The organism is Pedobacter sp. CFBP9032 (genome assembly GCF_034045265.1).
Taxonomy (GTDB): Bacteria; Bacteroidota; Bacteroidia; order Sphingobacteriales; family Sphingobacteriaceae; genus Pedobacter.
Genome location: NZ_JAXCWE010000013.1, coordinates 127174 through 142810 on the forward strand (window position 1 = coordinate 127174; position 15637 = coordinate 142810).

General features: G+C 37.7%; 13 protein-coding genes. All 13 read right to left on the reverse strand.

What is annotated here, in order from left to right:
- Window positions 1-50: 50 nt before the first annotated feature.
- The 13 genes from SOM16_RS20165 to SOM16_RS20225 all read right to left on the reverse strand — a co-directional run bounded on the left by SOM16_RS20165 (window position 51) and on the right by SOM16_RS20225 (window position 15632).
- Window positions 51-2900: a hypothetical protein gene (locus SOM16_RS20165; RefSeq protein WP_320465797.1), complete on the reverse strand. Its 2850-nt coding sequence runs from the start codon at window positions 2898-2900 to the stop codon at window positions 51-53.
- Window position 2901: 1 nt separating this feature from the next.
- Window positions 2902-3387, reverse strand: coding sequence for a DUF4280 domain-containing protein (locus SOM16_RS20170; RefSeq protein ID WP_320465798.1), 486 nt, complete (start codon window positions 3385-3387; stop codon window positions 2902-2904).
- A gap of 16 nt (window positions 3388-3403) precedes the next feature.
- Window positions 3404-4387: a hypothetical protein gene (locus SOM16_RS20175; RefSeq protein WP_320465799.1), complete on the reverse strand. Its 984-nt coding sequence runs from the start codon at window positions 4385-4387 to the stop codon at window positions 3404-3406.
- An 11-nt stretch (window positions 4388-4398) separates the two neighbouring features.
- Window positions 4399-5772, reverse strand: a complete 1374-nt coding sequence (locus tag SOM16_RS20180; protein WP_320465800.1) for a DUF2235 domain-containing protein — start codon at window positions 5770-5772, stop codon at window positions 4399-4401.
- A gap of 1 nt (window position 5773) precedes the next feature.
- A complete protein-coding gene (locus tag SOM16_RS20185) occupies window positions 5774-6814 on the reverse strand; it encodes a DUF2931 family protein (RefSeq protein WP_320465801.1) in 1041 nt (346 codons plus the stop codon).
- Window positions 6811-6984: a hypothetical protein gene (locus tag SOM16_RS20190; protein WP_187592523.1), complete on the reverse strand. Its 174-nt coding sequence runs from the start codon at window positions 6982-6984 to the stop codon at window positions 6811-6813. The genes SOM16_RS20185 and SOM16_RS20190 overlap by 4 nt, the downstream gene beginning before the upstream one ends.
- A gap of 2 nt (window positions 6985-6986) precedes the next feature.
- Window positions 6987-8825 carry a type VI secretion system Vgr family protein gene (locus SOM16_RS20195; protein WP_320465802.1) on the reverse strand — a complete coding sequence of 613 codons (1839 nt, stop codon included), beginning with the start codon at window positions 8823-8825 and terminating at the stop codon, window positions 6987-6989.
- A 338-nt stretch (window positions 8826-9163) separates the two neighbouring features.
- Window positions 9164-9559 (reverse strand): type VI secretion system tube protein TssD, encoded by a 396-nt coding sequence (gene tssD, locus SOM16_RS20200; protein WP_154279629.1) that lies wholly within the window; start codon window positions 9557-9559, stop codon window positions 9164-9166.
- 130 nt (window positions 9560-9689) lie between these two features.
- Complete coding sequence (gene tssD / locus SOM16_RS20205; RefSeq protein WP_029281978.1) at window positions 9690-10085, reverse strand: type VI secretion system tube protein TssD; 396 nt, start codon at window positions 10083-10085, stop codon at window positions 9690-9692.
- 314 nt (window positions 10086-10399) lie between these two features.
- Window positions 10400-10972 (reverse strand): NAD(P)H-dependent oxidoreductase, encoded by a 573-nt coding sequence (locus SOM16_RS20210; protein ID WP_320465803.1) that lies wholly within the window; start codon window positions 10970-10972, stop codon window positions 10400-10402.
- A 233-nt stretch (window positions 10973-11205) separates the two neighbouring features.
- The gene (locus tag SOM16_RS20215) at window positions 11206-12594 is read right to left on the reverse strand and encodes a DUF5458 family protein (protein WP_320465804.1); all 1389 of its coding nucleotides are present in this window, start codon (window positions 12592-12594) and stop codon (window positions 11206-11208) included.
- A gap of 18 nt (window positions 12595-12612) precedes the next feature.
- Window positions 12613-13059, reverse strand: a complete 447-nt coding sequence (locus SOM16_RS20220) for a hypothetical protein (RefSeq protein ID WP_320465805.1) — start codon at window positions 13057-13059, stop codon at window positions 12613-12615.
- A 56-nt stretch (window positions 13060-13115) separates the two neighbouring features.
- Window positions 13116-15632 (reverse strand): ATP-dependent Clp protease ATP-binding subunit, encoded by a 2517-nt coding sequence (locus SOM16_RS20225; RefSeq protein ID WP_320465806.1) that lies wholly within the window; start codon window positions 15630-15632, stop codon window positions 13116-13118.
- Window positions 15633-15637: the final 5 nt, after the last annotated feature.

Genomic DNA, 15637 nt, shown 5'->3' on the forward strand with positions numbered 1-15637 from the left:
TTAGAACAAATAAACTTATTACGCTAATTAGTATTTTTATTTTCATAATTCTAGTCTGCAAACGGATGGAATCTCTTCAACTCAATAATATCCGACTTTTTCTCTACAATCCAGATAGGTTTATTAATCCGTTCTTTTGTTTTAGAGCTACCATCAGATTTACCAAGGCTTTTAACAATTATAGTAAGCTTTACTCCTCCAAAATTTATTTTGGGTTCAAGAAATAATCCCTTATTATTTCCTTTTTCAATACCTGCTGACCCAAGCAGTTCAATAAAACTTTCGCCTTTTGCATCTACTGCTATACCAAAGCCTGATTTTACTTTATCGGCCTCTAAATTCACTCCCTTTTTCACAACTCCCGCTTCCATCTTGAGTTGAGCACCAATGCCAAGCCGGCCATCAACTTGTAAGCTAACATAATCTTTAGTATTAAATGGAATTTCTACACGGGCATCAATCTGTGAAAAAGCATATACATTAAACTCTAGTTTTTTACTAACCTCATATCCCCTCCAATTAGCAATTAATTCAACTCCATCTTCCAATAATTCCAATGCCCATAAAACTTGGCTTACAACCGGTACCCCTTTAGCCAGCAAAAGCGCAAGCGCTATTAAATCTATCCCTCCTTCACCCTTGATCAAGGGCTCAAAGCCCATGGTTATTTTACCACTGGATTCTACAGTATTTGGCGTTGGATCTGGCTGTACGGCATATTCCCATGAGCCATCTATCTTAATACTGGGGTAATCGAATTTTATATAAAGCGGCATTCCCTTCGGTTTAGGAATTTTTTTCATTGTGTTCAGGGCATGCTTTTCATCATTATGGCACAACGTATCAACCGTTTGTTTTACTTTAGCAAAGATAGATGCAAATCTGTCTATCTTTTCAGCGATATTTTTAGCAAATTCGTGCGATTCTCCATTTATATTACAGGATACTGTTAAATCGAAATCATAGGTTTTTCCTCCTGCCTTTCTTTTAGCAGTTGCATCCTTTGCCTTTTGTACATTTTCTTCATAGATACTTTTCCTCTTCTCCTCAGGATGATAGGGCGTATCATCACCGGTAGTTCTTTGTCCATCTGATGGCATTCCTGTAGAGGCAAAACTCTGAGGAGTTTTTTTATCGCTAAAAAGAAATGAAACCTTCCACTTTACATCTGGAAATACACGGATTCTTGCTAACTGGTTTGGATAACGGCAGCTTCCAACAGGTATAAAATATGTTTGCGCATTACTTTCCCCTAAAAAAAGGTACCGCAGCGGCCATAACTTATCCAAAGCTGAATTACTGATGTCATAACCCATGATATCTTCACCTACTGTTTTATTGTAAATATAATGAGGGAGAAATTTCAAACTATCTCCAGCATATTGATAATCTATATTTTCTTTTAAATTCTGGACAACAGAAACATTTTTGGATCTCTGAGAGGGATCGGCCTTATAATCATAATCTTTTTTATTCTCCTCTGTTATTGGTATTCCTGCAGCTTTTAATTGCTTTTTATGAGTATTGTCTTCTTCTACTATATATTTGTTCTGTTCGTTTTTAAAAGGCAATACCACGTTCTTCATTTGAAAAACATTGTGTATGTCGCTGTGATGTTGTCCTTTTTCCAAAAGCACGCCTGTACACATAACCCCTTTGTTTTTTAGATTTACCAAATCTATTTTCAGGCCTTTCCTTTTGTCTCCCCTAATTACATCATAATAAAGGGTAGTGCGATCAATTACTGCTGCATCTTCATCAAATAAATCAAATGGCTTTCGCTTTCCATCGTCTTCAGTAACACTTATTTTTGAATATCCACAGGGATCAAATTCTTTTCTTTGATACTGAACATCGCCAATAAACTGAATTTGGTTGTTTTTACTGATCTCAAAGTTTTTTAAAATAGTAGCTGCAGTTTCATACTTAACTAAGATATATCGAGACACCTTTGTCTCCTCAACGTCCTTAGTTGTCGGATTTATATTGAGTACTTTTTCAGCATTTAACTGATGCTTGTATTCAGCCTTTGTTTTGGCGTTATTAATCTTTATAATTACTGAATAATCCTTCTTTAAATCTCCCTTAAAGTGTATTTTTCCTTTCCAGTTTGGATCGATAAAAAAGGGGACTTTAAATTCGGCGTTGGCTGAAGTTCCATTTTCCTGCACATAATATTTTGATAAACTGCCTTTTATTATAGGATCTGGCAGCAAAGGACTACCATCCATGTCAGTTAAGATAATTTCCAAAACAAGATCTTCGAAATTTCTTTCTGTTGCAACATTATATTTATCTTCTAGTTTTGCTGGCAATAAGTGAGTAAATACATGAATATCAATAGTTTGACCGTAATGATACAATCCATCATTAATTCCGAGAGCAGTTACATCAGTTTCAATTTTTTGTTCATCGAAATAAGCAAAACGAATATCAGGCTTGTTTACAGGGAAGAAATTAAAATTGAAACCCTTGTTTGGAATATTATTAAAAACCTCCATCCGGTATGAGTTTCCTAACCAAAAATCATTTCCGCCAGGAGTGAATTCAATATATGACCCTAATTTATATTGTTGACCGATACCACAATATTCAACAAAGCTAGTATTTTCCACATTTCCTATCCTACCCCATGATGGGAAAACTTCTTTACCCTTCATATCTTTAGCTTTTGACCACAGATATGATAGAATATATGCCCACTTACCTTGATTTGAAGTAGCAGTTTTATCTTTGGTACCGTCACCCAAATTTCCTTTTTCAGGATCCAGATAAAAGCGGTGTGTCTGTCCTGTTTTTAACAGAATATTCTCCCCGTTTTTAATCGTTCCCTTATCTATTCCATCTACAGAATATTGACACGATACTATACCACTTGGTAGTTTAACCTTTTCACTCATATTATTTTGCATTTAGGTTATCATAAGGCGATGTAACATTCAATTCCTTCATATTCACCAATGGATTAATCTGCGATTGTTGTTCCTCATCAGCATTATCAATATTCTGCTGTGAAGGCTGTCCTTTTTGCCCTGTTTTGGCGAAAAATATACAGGGCGAACCGCTAATGGTGCAAACACCTTTGCTATCTTCTACTAAAACCTGCCCGTTGTTGATCAAAACCATATCCTTGTACATGCCTTTCCATTCGGTTAGGGCGGGCATACAGGGCTTAAAACCGCCTGGCGTGGGTTGTAGCTTACATTGTCCGAAGGTATTTTTTTCAAAAGTCATCCCGATATCTACGTGCGAGGCAATTAATTTTTGCATGCCATCTTTATCGTTCACATAATGCTTTTGCTGGGTAAGTACCTTCAATTTATCGGTTGTGGTACCAAACTTGCATTGGCAGGTGGCACCTTGTACAATGATTTCTTTCTGTGACATTTCTCTTCTCCTTTATTTAACCCAATACCCTTGCCCAAAATCCCTTTTTCTTTTCAACAGGAAAACCGTTATTTCCCTCTTGAATTAACAAATGCTGATCTGTTGGCGGAATGCTACTTTCAATTTCATAAGCAGAGAATACAATGCGTTTAATGCTTATTTCCTCTCCCTTTTCCTTTTTAGATAAATTCCAATCTACACGCGCATGTTTAAGCAAACCTCCATCCTGATCTAAATCAAAGTCGGCATTTAATTTCATTTTTAAAGACCCTTTTTGTCCCATCTGTATTTTTTGCTCTTCAGTAAGCTCACTTTCTGAGGCAAAATTCACTTTGAATGTACCATAATTGGTATAGTTAGGCTCAACAGACTGAATTCCTTCAAAAGAAACATTTTTATAAGCGATAACGGGAAAAAACAATGTACCTGGATGAGATAAGCTACCATCGTAGTTTAAGTAAAGGGGATGAAAAAACACATTCCAGAACATATCTGCTCTCAATGCATATTCAAGCTCAAACCTATCCGATATCTTTTTCTCCATCTTTTCTAAATATAGCTCCGCATATCTGCCTTCATATTTATCAGAGATTTTTTCGGCTACCTGTTTCCAGCGGTTTAGAATTTCTCCATGATTAACAATCCCTCTAAATATTTCGTTTCTGGAATTTACATCAACCTTTAGGGGATATATTGCACCCATGCTCATATTGGCAAGTTGTTCCCCAACGAAATCAGGCTCATGTCTGTCTATAAAAAGGTCCGTTTTATCAAAGCATAACTGCCAAACTTTATTTTCATCTCTAAATTGGTTCACCTTCAGATGGATCTGATAATCTAACCTTTTTGTCGCCTCTAGATTGCCTTCGCCATAATATTTAATAGTTATGCCATAACTTCTGGTAGAACGTGGTTTGGGGGCAAAATCAATAGCATGATCGATATTGAGCTTAATTTTGCCCTGAGCTGCAGAATTTGAAAGGCTATTTACTTTTTCCATAACCGAGCGTATTAATAAGTAACCCTATTACCATCGGCATTGGGGGCCATAGGCTGTACGACACCGTAAGCACTTTTTCTATCTGCCGACCAGTGCAAATACTGGTTTCGCAATTTGTGAAGGTCTTCCTGCTGTTGCCTCCGTACAGGATCCTTGGGTAATTCTGATGAAAAAATATATGGTGTTCCGTTAGCCATTACATAATCTCTAAGCGTAGCTTTGACTCTAAGCAACAGGGGATTGCCATTAATGGTATATTTTGTTTCGGTTTTACTTTTAACGAGTGGCAAATTATGGTTCTGACTATGCTCTGCCATATACTGTAAGGGAATATAACTGTACTCTTTGTAAATAAACCTCGTGCCCTCAAGAGCCCAGTACATATTACCGCCGGTAACTTTCAATTGATTTTCCTCATACCAGGCCTCTTTTATAAGTTTAGCTTTAAAGGCGTCCAGATTGCCTTTAAGCGTCCACGAGGTAGCCAATTCGGATACTATTTCCGTAACTGTTTCGTAACTTCCTCCAATATCACTGTGCACACCCGGAAAAACCCGTTCCCTCCCAACATTTGTATGTGTTAAAGAAAAATTCTTACGGTGCTCATTTTCAGCTACAAAATGGACAACATTTTGCGCACGACCAATCTGGTTGAGGTGTAATTCTTCAACATCGTTGAAATTAGGAGATGCACTAAAATATTTTGAGTACGACGATACGGTATCAAAAATGCCCAAAAACCTTACCTTAATTTGGTTAGGTGTTATTTTAAGTCCGGCAGCACTAAACATTTCGCCTAAACGGCCGCAGGCTGGCATTACTTCTAAACTTGTTGCTTCCCCATCCGAATCATATCTCGATACGATTCCAGTATGTGGGTCTGCAGTCATCCTAGACCGGTATTCATTTTTACCGATCTCATAAACAAAATTTCTTGCTGCCGCAGCCCCCCGGCTAAAACCAAATACGTCGAAAGTAATGCTTCTTAATTTCTTTTTTCCGCTGCTTTTTATCGCACTTTTCAGTTTATCTGTAAAAATTTTTTCACATGCCTTTCTCACTTTTCCTCTTATTCCTGTGCTTCCAGTACCGAAGGCATAACCCATTTGACTATCTTTTTGCCCATCTTCAGTACCAATACCCTCTAAATAAATACTTTTACTCTTATCGTAAATATCCCAAAGTCTGGCAACGTTCGACCAATCATTCTGGTAACTGCTATCGCTATCTGTTCCGTTACGCTGGTAGGTAGGTGTACTGGCTCTACGCTCTTCAGAGTTATTCATATTGTTTTTTGTTCCATCAAAAAACACTCCTACAAAAAGATCTAAATACTCTACTTTATCGTTTGGCGGTACATAACTGCCCAATTTAACGCTCGTCATACTAATCCACTTTACTGATATCGATTTTCACCCTGTTGAGCTGAATTTCTTCTGTACTATTTTTTAGCGATATTTTTGCTCCTTTTCCGTCTGCATTCAGCGATACAACCAGGTCTATCTCACTAGAGTTCCCCAGCTTCTCAAAAGCAGCCATTGTTTCCTTTTCATCAAAAGGTTTTATTTCAAGCCCATATTTAGTTCCGTTTTCCTTTTTCCAAACCAAAGTGATGTATTTCGGTACGGCCCTGGAAACGTATGGATTAGCTATAAGATCTTCTCCAAATCGATTTTCTTCTTCACCGTTAAGGAAGTTGTAATAGCATAATATCAACTGATCTCCAACGGGTAAACGAACTTCTGGATGCCAAGGATATTTTTTGCGGTAAAGTTCATAAACAGCTGGATCTGACATGCCTTCAACTTTAATGCGTTCCAAAATTTCCGGCTTCATAATCATTTTATCTTCCAGTGTAAGTGTGATAAAATTCGGCTCCAGCATGTACTTTGCATTGGGATAAGCCTTTTCCTTTGAAATAGTTGTTTCATTGGCATCAAAAGCACCCACTTCCGTCTGGAAACCTGGGCCGCTAAGCCAGACCACTACCTTACCTTTTGGCGCAAGACCGATTTTGATCAACGTGTAGTTATCTTTTTTATTGGTCAGGTTATCCTTAAATCCGTCATGGAATAACTGGGCAATGCGGGCCTTATCTAATTTCCATTTTCCGGTATAAAATTTCTTTTCCATTAACGAGAGCCAGGTAAAACTTAACGAATCCGGTGCTTCCACCTGTTTGGTTGTAACGCTCATCACGCCGCCGTCGTTTCCCCATCCAGTATTCTGCGTTCCCCAGATGGCATCAAAACTGTAGGTAAAATCGTTAGCAATTAATGCACCCTTGTATACTTCCATCGGATATTCTTCGGGAGCCGAAACCGTACCTGTCCACTCAAATTTTTCTTCCATTTTTTGTCCTTTGCAACTTGTTATCGCCAGTAAAATGAACGCCAGCAATACATACCTGTTTTTTCTAAAACTCATGATTTGTTACCGCTTGATACAATTTTTTTGCTACTGGCCAATGATAGGTTCTGTGAAGTAGCTTCAACATTCATTACCTGGGCAACTTTTTCCAATTTAACGCCAACACGGAGCTCGTATTTTTGGATTACCTCGATACTGATATTTTTAGCTTGTTTTATAATCGCCATCTTTAGAAAAGGTTAGATTTTTCGGCGCTATTAAGCTCCACAATTTTGCCACTCTGCATCGTCATGTTCTCTTTTGCACTGAACATGCTTATTTCTGAAGCAATTTCGTTTGAAGTATCAGCCGTTCTTTTAAAATCTTTTGTTGCCAGTTCTGTACGGTTATTGGATGTTTCTGAAACATCGCCAACGGCACTTAACGAATAATTATTACCCGCTGTAGTGGCAATATCCTTGCCCGCATTGGTAGATTGGTTTTGCCCCACCTGCACATCCATATTCTCCCCTACATTAATCTGCATATTCTTGCAATTCAGCGTCATGTTTTCCAGGGCGGTTATTGTAATGTTATTGCCCTTGGTATCAATGTAGATGATATTCTGGTGCATATCGGTCAGTTTGATCCCTTGTGTACCCTCGCTATCATCAAATTCCAGTAAATGCCCGCTTCTGGTGATAATACTCTTTAAGTGATTTTTAATCAGCGGACTGCTGTCTACACTAGCGCTATGATAAACGCTCCCCATAACCACCGGACGTGCAATATTTCCTTCTTCAAAGGCAATCATTACCTGATCATCAATTTCAGGAATAGCAAAGTAACCGCGGTTATTTCCACGTTCGCCAACACCTGCGCTTGGGGTAACCACACGCAACCATTCAGTAACATCATTAGTTAAACATTCCCATTTAAACTTCACCTTAATACGCCCCTGACCTTGCGGATCGTTATTATCAATCACATCTGCCAGTTGCATATCTGGTTGTGGTCTTTCAAAATTTTTAACCAGGATGCGTTCTGTAGTGGCTATTTTACCTTCGAAAGTATTGCTATACTTCCCGTTTTCGTTAATGTGATGATTTATACCGATGATTAGAAATTTGCCTAAACTCTCAGAAGTGAAGGCCAGGTCTTTACGCAGACTCATGGTAATCTCTGCAATGCTTCCAATACTGAGTTCGGCATTATCACCTTTGGCAGTAACTTTTAAAAGTTCACTGGTATTGGCTTTTTCTTCGTTATCGACCAGGTTTTTGATATCGTTCCCATTATCTACCCGAATTAGGGAAGGCTGATTAAAGGTTTTGCTATAAGTAAGATTTGATGCTTTAATGGCGTGCGATAAATCTGGCGTACCATTCACTTTTCCACTGCTTTCACTCTGAAGCATTTCATCTTGTTTTGGACTATAGGCGAAACGCTTATTTTTAATGGGGGCAATTTCCATGGCATACTGCATCTCCTGCACATCTCTGCCGTAAAACAACGAGATTTCATTCTTAACATCAGGCTTACCGAAATTGAGCCGCCTGCCATCGTAGAAAAACCATTCATGATATTCTGCCGAAAGGCGGTTTAAAAATGCAAAATCACTTTCCTTATATTGAATGATGTAATCTATTGATGATCTTCTGGCTGCATTAACGGCTACACTTAAATCATTCGCTGGCGTATCTTTGGTAGCTAACTTTACGATCTCATTTAGATCTTTATCTAAATATGAGCCTAAATCTGGTCCGCGATCGATTAAAATAGTGGGGCTATAACCACTTACAATGATAATTCCATGGTAACCGTGGCTTTGCGAAAGTTCTACTTTAGAAACCAGGCCAATGAAATTTTGCATCCCTTCTTGTGAATGACCGAAGGAAGCGGTCAGGGTTTTACCTACAAAATCACGACTATCATCTAAACTGATCAGTCCTGGCGCTCCCATTTGGTCATGATTAAAACGAAGCTCAAAATAATGATGTTCATTAAAAGCTTGTTTAAGCGTAAAGGAAGCGAAATGAGTAATTTCCTTATCTTCTATGTTGATTTCTGTAATGAGTTTCTTTTCCATATTGATGATAAAAATCAGTGGCTCAACAATTACTTGAAAACTTTATTCAGAATGGCAAACGGCGTTCATTTAAGAACAAATCAATTCAGGTACCGTGCTTGGTTTAAATAATGTTGGTTTATGCCAGTGTTACCCAACCTGTAACCGTTTAAAATTAATAACTTTTGCTGCGTATATCAGAAAGCTAAATGCAGATAGCGCTTTAGGATATAATCAATTGAAACATCAATATAGTAAACGAATAATTCAGATGAGCGGTTTATTTGAAATAAAATCTGATAGAAAAAAGCGACTGGCAGAACCAATCGCTTTAATAGATTTTATATTGTTAAATCTGACTAGGCTTTAGGCCAGTCGTTCTCATGTTCTGCATTACCCAATTTGAGTTTTCTAGCTGACACTACAAAAGTAAGCGTCATTGGTGTATTGTCATTTACGGCAATACCTTCGCTATATTGAACAATGTAACCATCTTCGAAAGTAAGTTCTTTCATTTTAGAATCTTCCTCACCCTTTTTGAAAGTGATTGTTCCTGATTGTGGTTTATATTGGTTATTTACCATTGATTCAATTACTGAAGTATCTTCTGTAGATTCAATTTCAATATTAATGGTTCCACCATATACACCTGATGAAGGACGACCTTTAGCGTCTACATCTCTATTTAATGAAAAGCTGCACTGTAATACGTCAAATTCCTTTGAACCTAATGTTAATCTGGTTTTAAATGCCATTGTTGTAAGTTTTTTAAATGTTTTTGAAAAAATGAATTGTGGTTAGCGGCTGGCGTGGAGCGAAGAGCATGGCAATAGGCATTCGGTGTTTAATTACCTTATACCTTCAACCTTTTACCCTCTACCTCTTTTATGCTTTAGGCCAGTCGTTTAGATGCTCTGCATTACCAAGTTTCAGCTTTCTGGCCGAGATCTGGAATTTCAGTGTCATCGGATGATCACCTACAATGTTAATTCCTTCGGAATATTTTACAATGTAGCCGTCTTCGAAATCTACTTCTTTCATTTTAGCATCTTCTTCAGTTTTCTTAATCAGAAGTGTTCCTGTAATAGGTTTGTATTGATTATTTACCATCGCTTCGATAATTGAGGTGTCTTCAGTTGATTCGATCTCAATATCAATGGTACCGCCGTAAACTCCGGAAGAAGGTCTTCCTTTAGCATCTACATCGCGATTTAATGCGTAGGCGCAATGAAGCACATCGTACTCCTTGCCCGAAAAATTCAATCTAGCTTTGAAAGCCATAGTGTCTAAATTTAAAGGTGAAAAATTTGGTTATGTAGCCAAGCTACCGTAATAAACCTCACCCAAATATCAAGCCAGCAGTTAATTAAATAACTGATATGCAAAGCAAAAATATCTTAATTTAGTTGATATATTCAAAAATATCCCTTTGATATAGCTTCAAGCACGAATTATTATGAAAGAAATATGTGGAAAAATTCTATAAATATTTTCTACGTAGACAGACACTCGAAAAAAGATAACCGCATATAACTGTAGTAATTGTCCACAATATGTAGCACTTTAGGGCATCACAAATAACCAGAATTTGAATTTTAAATGAGTTGAACACCAAATTTCTCCATTTTGGCTACCCATTTTTGACTATAGTGATTTTCTAAGGAATGTAATTCGCCAATGGTATTGGTCAATACTGGATTCATTTTACACTTCTCAAATACAGCTTTTTTTATAGCCAGGTAAGTGGTTTTTTTATTCGCTTTCCATTCTTTGAAAGTTGCTTCATCTAAAATGGAAACAATTCTTGCAGAACGGCCACTGAAGTTATTATTGATGTTTTGATTTTGAGTCGTGAAGATTTGATCCGGCATAAAAAGTCGATCAAAAAATCCTTTGATTTTTGCAGGGATATGATCTACATAAACCGGACAAAATAAAACAACATGATTGCTCTGCCTGATGGCACTTAAAGCTTTCTGCAAATCAGGTTCAAGTTCGGCGATCTGCCTGTTATTAAAGAGCTTGTTAGAATTAAAAATAAGGTCGATAATGGCAATTTCCCTAATCGTAGCGCCAGCGCTTTCTGCACCATTTTTATAGGCATTGATCAAAAAATCTGTGGATACCGTCTTTTCTATATCCCCATTCAGGATAAGTACTTGCTTCATTTATAATTGGTATTTAGCTTGTGAGGCGGTAGATGTTACAAAACTATAAAGTTTTTGTTAACCTAATGCATCAAAAATAAAAAAACCTGATCGCAAGGATCAGGTTTTCATTTTTCATATACAGGCAACTCTCAACGTATTTCAGTTACCAAATTCAAATTATGCTTGCAGAATAGTCTTTTAATCGCTTTAAAAGCCATTAAATTCGAAGCAAATACCAGTCAATTTTCTGGTTATTGTTGATTGTATTCGGATGCCCAGGTTGTATTTTCGTCTTCACCTTTGTGCCCATCTAATTTCACTACGAAACTTTTTGCAGGGAAGTATGGTGTAATGTGAATATCTAAATGGATTCTATCCTTTTGCTGTTCATCACGTTCAAAACGCATAATTTTAAACCTTTCTATTAAACGATCTGCCCCCTGAATTCCATCTAAAAACTTCACAATCTGACCTCTTAAATCCTGTTCTGTTTTAGAAGTCCAGTTTTCAAAAGCTCTTCTGTTTAAGAAATCGAATAATACTTTGGTGATATAATCAAATACCCGTACAACCGAATAAGTCTGCAAGCCGATGTTATCGCCGTTGAATAATGTTTTCGCAGAGAAAGCCATTACTTTTCCATATTCATTTACCATGGGTACTAAACCAACTCTTTCCAGGTGTGAAATTTCACTTTTCTTTAAGTCAAATTTAACACCATCCACTTCATTTATAGCACCATGTTTTTTACCCGCAGTAACCTGAGACATTAAGGTATAATACATTTTTCCAGCTAATGCCGCCGATCCAGGAACAGTTAAATCGTCTTCCTCTCCTACTTCGGCAACTTTACCTCTGCCAACCAGCCAGTTACAAGTCATAATTACATTAGAACGAAATGCATCTGCACCTGTAAAGTTGGCTGCAGTAAATAAGTCCAGAACATCATCTGGCTGATCCAAATCGGCAAAATCGGTTACCAGCATGGCTTTATTGCTATGTGCAATTTTACCCCAACGCTCCAAAACTTTGTTCGATCCCATGTAACCGGGAACAACCATTAATGAATAGTTTTTACGCAAATCTAAACGATCATAATTTTGCTTAAGCTCATCATCAACGTAATCAATAAAACGTGGGTTATCCAAATCTTTGATCTGATCCATCGATGCATTTAAAAGCACTACATTTTTTAGCTTATCAGATTCAGTATTTTTATAGAATAAATGAACAGATCTGTAAGCTTGTTCCAGTTCTCTTGAACTCTCAAGTGCTGTTCCGATGTTTTTATTCAGGTTCTCTTCGGCAGCATTAAGCTTTTCAGTGCTTTTTTCTACCATATCCGCTACGGATGATGAAGATTCCAGTACATCGATCCAGAGCTGAATTTTCTTCTTCAGTTCTTCGCGTTCTTTTCTTTTTTCATCACCTGTTAAAAAGATTTGCTTTCTGGCTTTTCTTTCAGGGTTTAGATTTTGAAGTCCATCAACGGTAGTTTCTAATAAATCGAAACCACCAACTCTTGCTAATTTTTCTAAATTATCTTTAAGTGATGTTTTTTCTACGGTTTTTCCTTCAGCAGATTTGAAACCTGCCTGAGATATATTTTGGTCTGCGTTTAATTCTTGAGGATTTGACATGTTTTCTTAGCGTTTAGATTATTTATTTTGCTCCAATTCATCCACAAAGTTCTTCAAAGCGCTAATAAAAGCACTTTTAGTTTCTTCATCATCAAGCGTAGCTTTTAGTGTTTTATTCGATTTTAATTGTTTGATTACATTAAGAGACATTTCCCTTTCAATGTTCACATTGGTTAAGTAATTGCTTTGGCTGATAATATTTTTCACACCGAAATCACTTAAATCGTTAAAGTTGATTGTTTCGCCAACGGCAGAACCATCTTGTTTTTCGAAAGCTACCTTTACATTTGGTTTATAGTGTTCAAAAACTTCCTTAACTGTTTTCAACCCTTCAACCTTTTCTGGTTTAATGGGTTCGTTATCTGTTAACTTTTGTACAAAAAGCGTTTTGTTGTGGGCAATTTCTGCAAAAGCTTCCGAGGTATCTATTTTTCGCTCGTTTCCACCAATTTCATAATTAAACATAGTATGTAGTTTTAGGTTTAAGGTTAAATTTTTCTAATAATATAATAGTTAACGTTTTAACTCAATTTTTGTTCCAATGTTGCCGCTTCCGGATGAATAATATTCCATTCTAATTTATCCTCTTCAGGATGTTTGCTTACATGAATTTTCGATCCTTTTTTTAGCTCGCCAGAAATTATGTATTTCGAGATCGGGCGGCGTAAAAGATTTCTAATCACTGCAGATAATTGTCTTGCACCATATTTAGGTGTGAAACCATCCAAAGCGATCATTTTCTTGGCATCTTCTGCAATTTCAAATTCGATGCCCATTTTGTTTAGTGACTGAACCAAACTGCTTAACTGGATTTCAAAAATGCGTACCACATTGCTCTCATTTATTGGTGCAAAAGGAACTATTTCAGAAATTCTGGCTAAAAACTCCGGGCGGAAATGGCCTGCCATTACTTCCATTAACTGGTTTGAAGCCGGGATAACACCTTTTCCTATTTGTTCTGCAATCCATTCGCTGCCAATATTAGATGTGAAAAGAATAAGGGAGTTACTGAAATCTCCTTCCTTCCCTAAGCGATCGTGCATGTGACCTTCGTCTAAAATTTGTAGAAACGTATCAAAAACCGACGGATGTGCTTTTTCAATTTCATCGAATAACAGCACAGAATAAGGTTGCTGCCTGATTTTGTTCACCAACAAACCTCCTTCTTCATAACCAACATATCCCGGAGGCGCTCCATAAAGTAAAGCGGCGCTATGTTCTTCTTTAAATTCAGACATATCGAACCTAATCATTGCCTTTTCATCATTAAACAAGAATTCGGCTATAGATTTGGCCAATTCGGTTTTACCCGTTCCCGTTGGTCCTAATAAAAAGAATGATCCGATAGGTTGGCCTTTTTTATTTAATCCGCTCCGCGATTCTAAGATTGCATCTGAAACAGCTTTAAGCGCCTGATCTTGCCCAACAACACGTTTTTTGAGGTATTGCTCCATGTTAAGCAACTTTTCCTTCTCTCCTGCCTGTAACTTACCCATCGGAATACCTGTTTTATAAGCAACGATTGAGGCAATATCCTGCTTGGTAATTTTGTCACTTTTTTCCGCAGCATATTTCTTCAATTCCTGGAGGCTACTGTTAATATATCCTTTGTATTCATCGGCCGTTTCAAATGCATCTGTTTGTGTTTCATCAGTTAAACGGCCCAATAAAACCGGACTTAATTTGGCTTGTAGTAGGGAAAACAACCATTTATAATCTGCAAACTGATCTGCTTCTGATTGCCCTTCACCGGTATTTAATGCTTCCAGATCTGCTTCTAAACTATCTATTACCTGGTTAGAGGTATCGTTCATCATTTTCATGGCCGCCATCGTCCTGTCTAACAAATCAAATGCAGAATCAGGGAGCCTTCTGTCTTTCATGTAGCGTTTAGCCAGGCGAACACATTCGCCTAAAGCATCCGGCTCAATGCTCAAAGTATGGTGTTCTTCATACTTCACTGCCAGTTTTTGCAACATTTTTATGGTACTTTCTTCATTGGGTTCATTTACCTGAAGTACTTCAAAACGCCTGCTGAAGGCCTGTTCTGGCTCAATAATTTTGCGGTACTCATCAATTGTGGTCGCACCGATTACCGTTATTTCTCCCCGGGCTAATTCTGGTTTTAGCAAATTGCCGATACCTGCGCCAAGTGGGCCCTTACTATCTAACAACGTATGAATTTCATCAATAAAAAGCACTGCTTTCTCAAACTGCTTCACTTCTTTGATGATGTTTTTTAAACGGTCTTCAATTTCACCTTTGTAAGATGCGCCAGCAATGAGCGATCCCAGATCAAGCTCAAAAAGCTGAACAGCCTTTAAACTATCTGGCACATTCTGGTTTACAATATCAATGGCGAAGCCATCTACCAAAGCTGTTTTACCCACCCCGGCATCGCCTGTGAGGATTACATTTGGTTTGGTTCTGCGGCAAAGGATTTCCATCATCATCCGGGTTTCTTTATCACGGCCAATAATCGGATCCGTCTTCTCATCGCGAACCATCTGCAAACGATCTATGCAGTACTTGTGTAATGCATTCCCTGTACTTTTGTTTTGGGTACCGGTCGCTGTTTTATCCGGCGATACGACTCTCGAAATTTCTTCATCCTTTACATAAAGGTCTAAAATTTCGCGCTCTTTAATAGGGAAAGACTTTAACTGATCTGGCTGAAAACCTATTCCAGGCTTTGCCAATGCGGTAAGCACACAAATAGGTGTGATTAAATCGAGGCCCAACTTAATGCGTACATTGTCTGCTTCTTCGAAAATTACTGCAATTTCCGGTGCACCACTAACAGTATCGCTTAAGCTTGCAGATTTTGCCTGTTCTTCAATCCGAACTTCTGCCCACTCACTGATATACTCCTCATCTTTTCCGATGGAAGTAATAAAAGACCTTAAACCAACGTCTTTATGCATCAGGCCCTTCAGCAGATGCGCAGCAGTAAAAACTTCATTTCTATATTCTTTAGCCAATGATTGCGCAATGTGCAATGCTGTTTTTACTGATTCACTTAGATTTGTAATTGCCATATCCC

What these genes read in the sequence shown, in the direction of transcription:
- SOM16_RS20165 (WP_320465797.1), bottom strand. Translation starts at nt 2,900, where the DNA reads ATGAGTGAAAAGGTTAAACTACCAAGTGGTATAGTATCGTGTCAATAT.
- SOM16_RS20170 (WP_320465798.1), bottom strand. Translation starts at nt 3,387, where the DNA reads ATGTCACAGAAAGAAATCATTGTACAAGGTGCCACCTGCCAATGCAAG.
- SOM16_RS20175 (WP_320465799.1), bottom strand. Translation starts at nt 4,387, where the DNA reads ATGGAAAAAGTAAATAGCCTTTCAAATTCTGCAGCTCAGGGCAAAATT.
- SOM16_RS20180 (WP_320465800.1), bottom strand. Translation starts at nt 5,772, where the DNA reads ATGACGAGCGTTAAATTGGGCAGTTATGTACCGCCAAACGATAAAGTA.
- SOM16_RS20185 (WP_320465801.1), bottom strand. Translation starts at nt 6,814, where the DNA reads ATGAGTTTTAGAAAAAACAGGTATGTATTGCTGGCGTTCATTTTACTG.
- SOM16_RS20190 (WP_187592523.1), bottom strand. Translation starts at nt 6,984, where the DNA reads ATGGCGATTATAAAACAAGCTAAAAATATCAGTATCGAGGTAATCCAA.
- SOM16_RS20195 (WP_320465802.1), bottom strand. Translation starts at nt 8,825, where the DNA reads ATGGAAAAGAAACTCATTACAGAAATCAACATAGAAGATAAGGAAATT.
- tssD (WP_154279629.1), bottom strand. Translation starts at nt 9,559, where the DNA reads ATGGCATTTAAAACCAGATTAACATTAGGTTCAAAGGAATTTGACGTA.
- tssD (WP_029281978.1), bottom strand. Translation starts at nt 10,085, where the DNA reads ATGGCTTTCAAAGCTAGATTGAATTTTTCGGGCAAGGAGTACGATGTG.
- SOM16_RS20210 (WP_320465803.1), bottom strand. Translation starts at nt 10,972, where the DNA reads ATGAAGCAAGTACTTATCCTGAATGGGGATATAGAAAAGACGGTATCC.
- SOM16_RS20215 (WP_320465804.1), bottom strand. Translation starts at nt 12,594, where the DNA reads ATGTCAAATCCTCAAGAATTAAACGCAGACCAAAATATATCTCAGGCA.
- SOM16_RS20220 (WP_320465805.1), bottom strand. Translation starts at nt 13,059, where the DNA reads ATGTTTAATTATGAAATTGGTGGAAACGAGCGAAAAATAGATACCTCG.
- SOM16_RS20225 (WP_320465806.1), bottom strand. Translation starts at nt 15,632, where the DNA reads ATGGCAATTACAAATCTAAGTGAATCAGTAAAAACAGCATTGCACATT.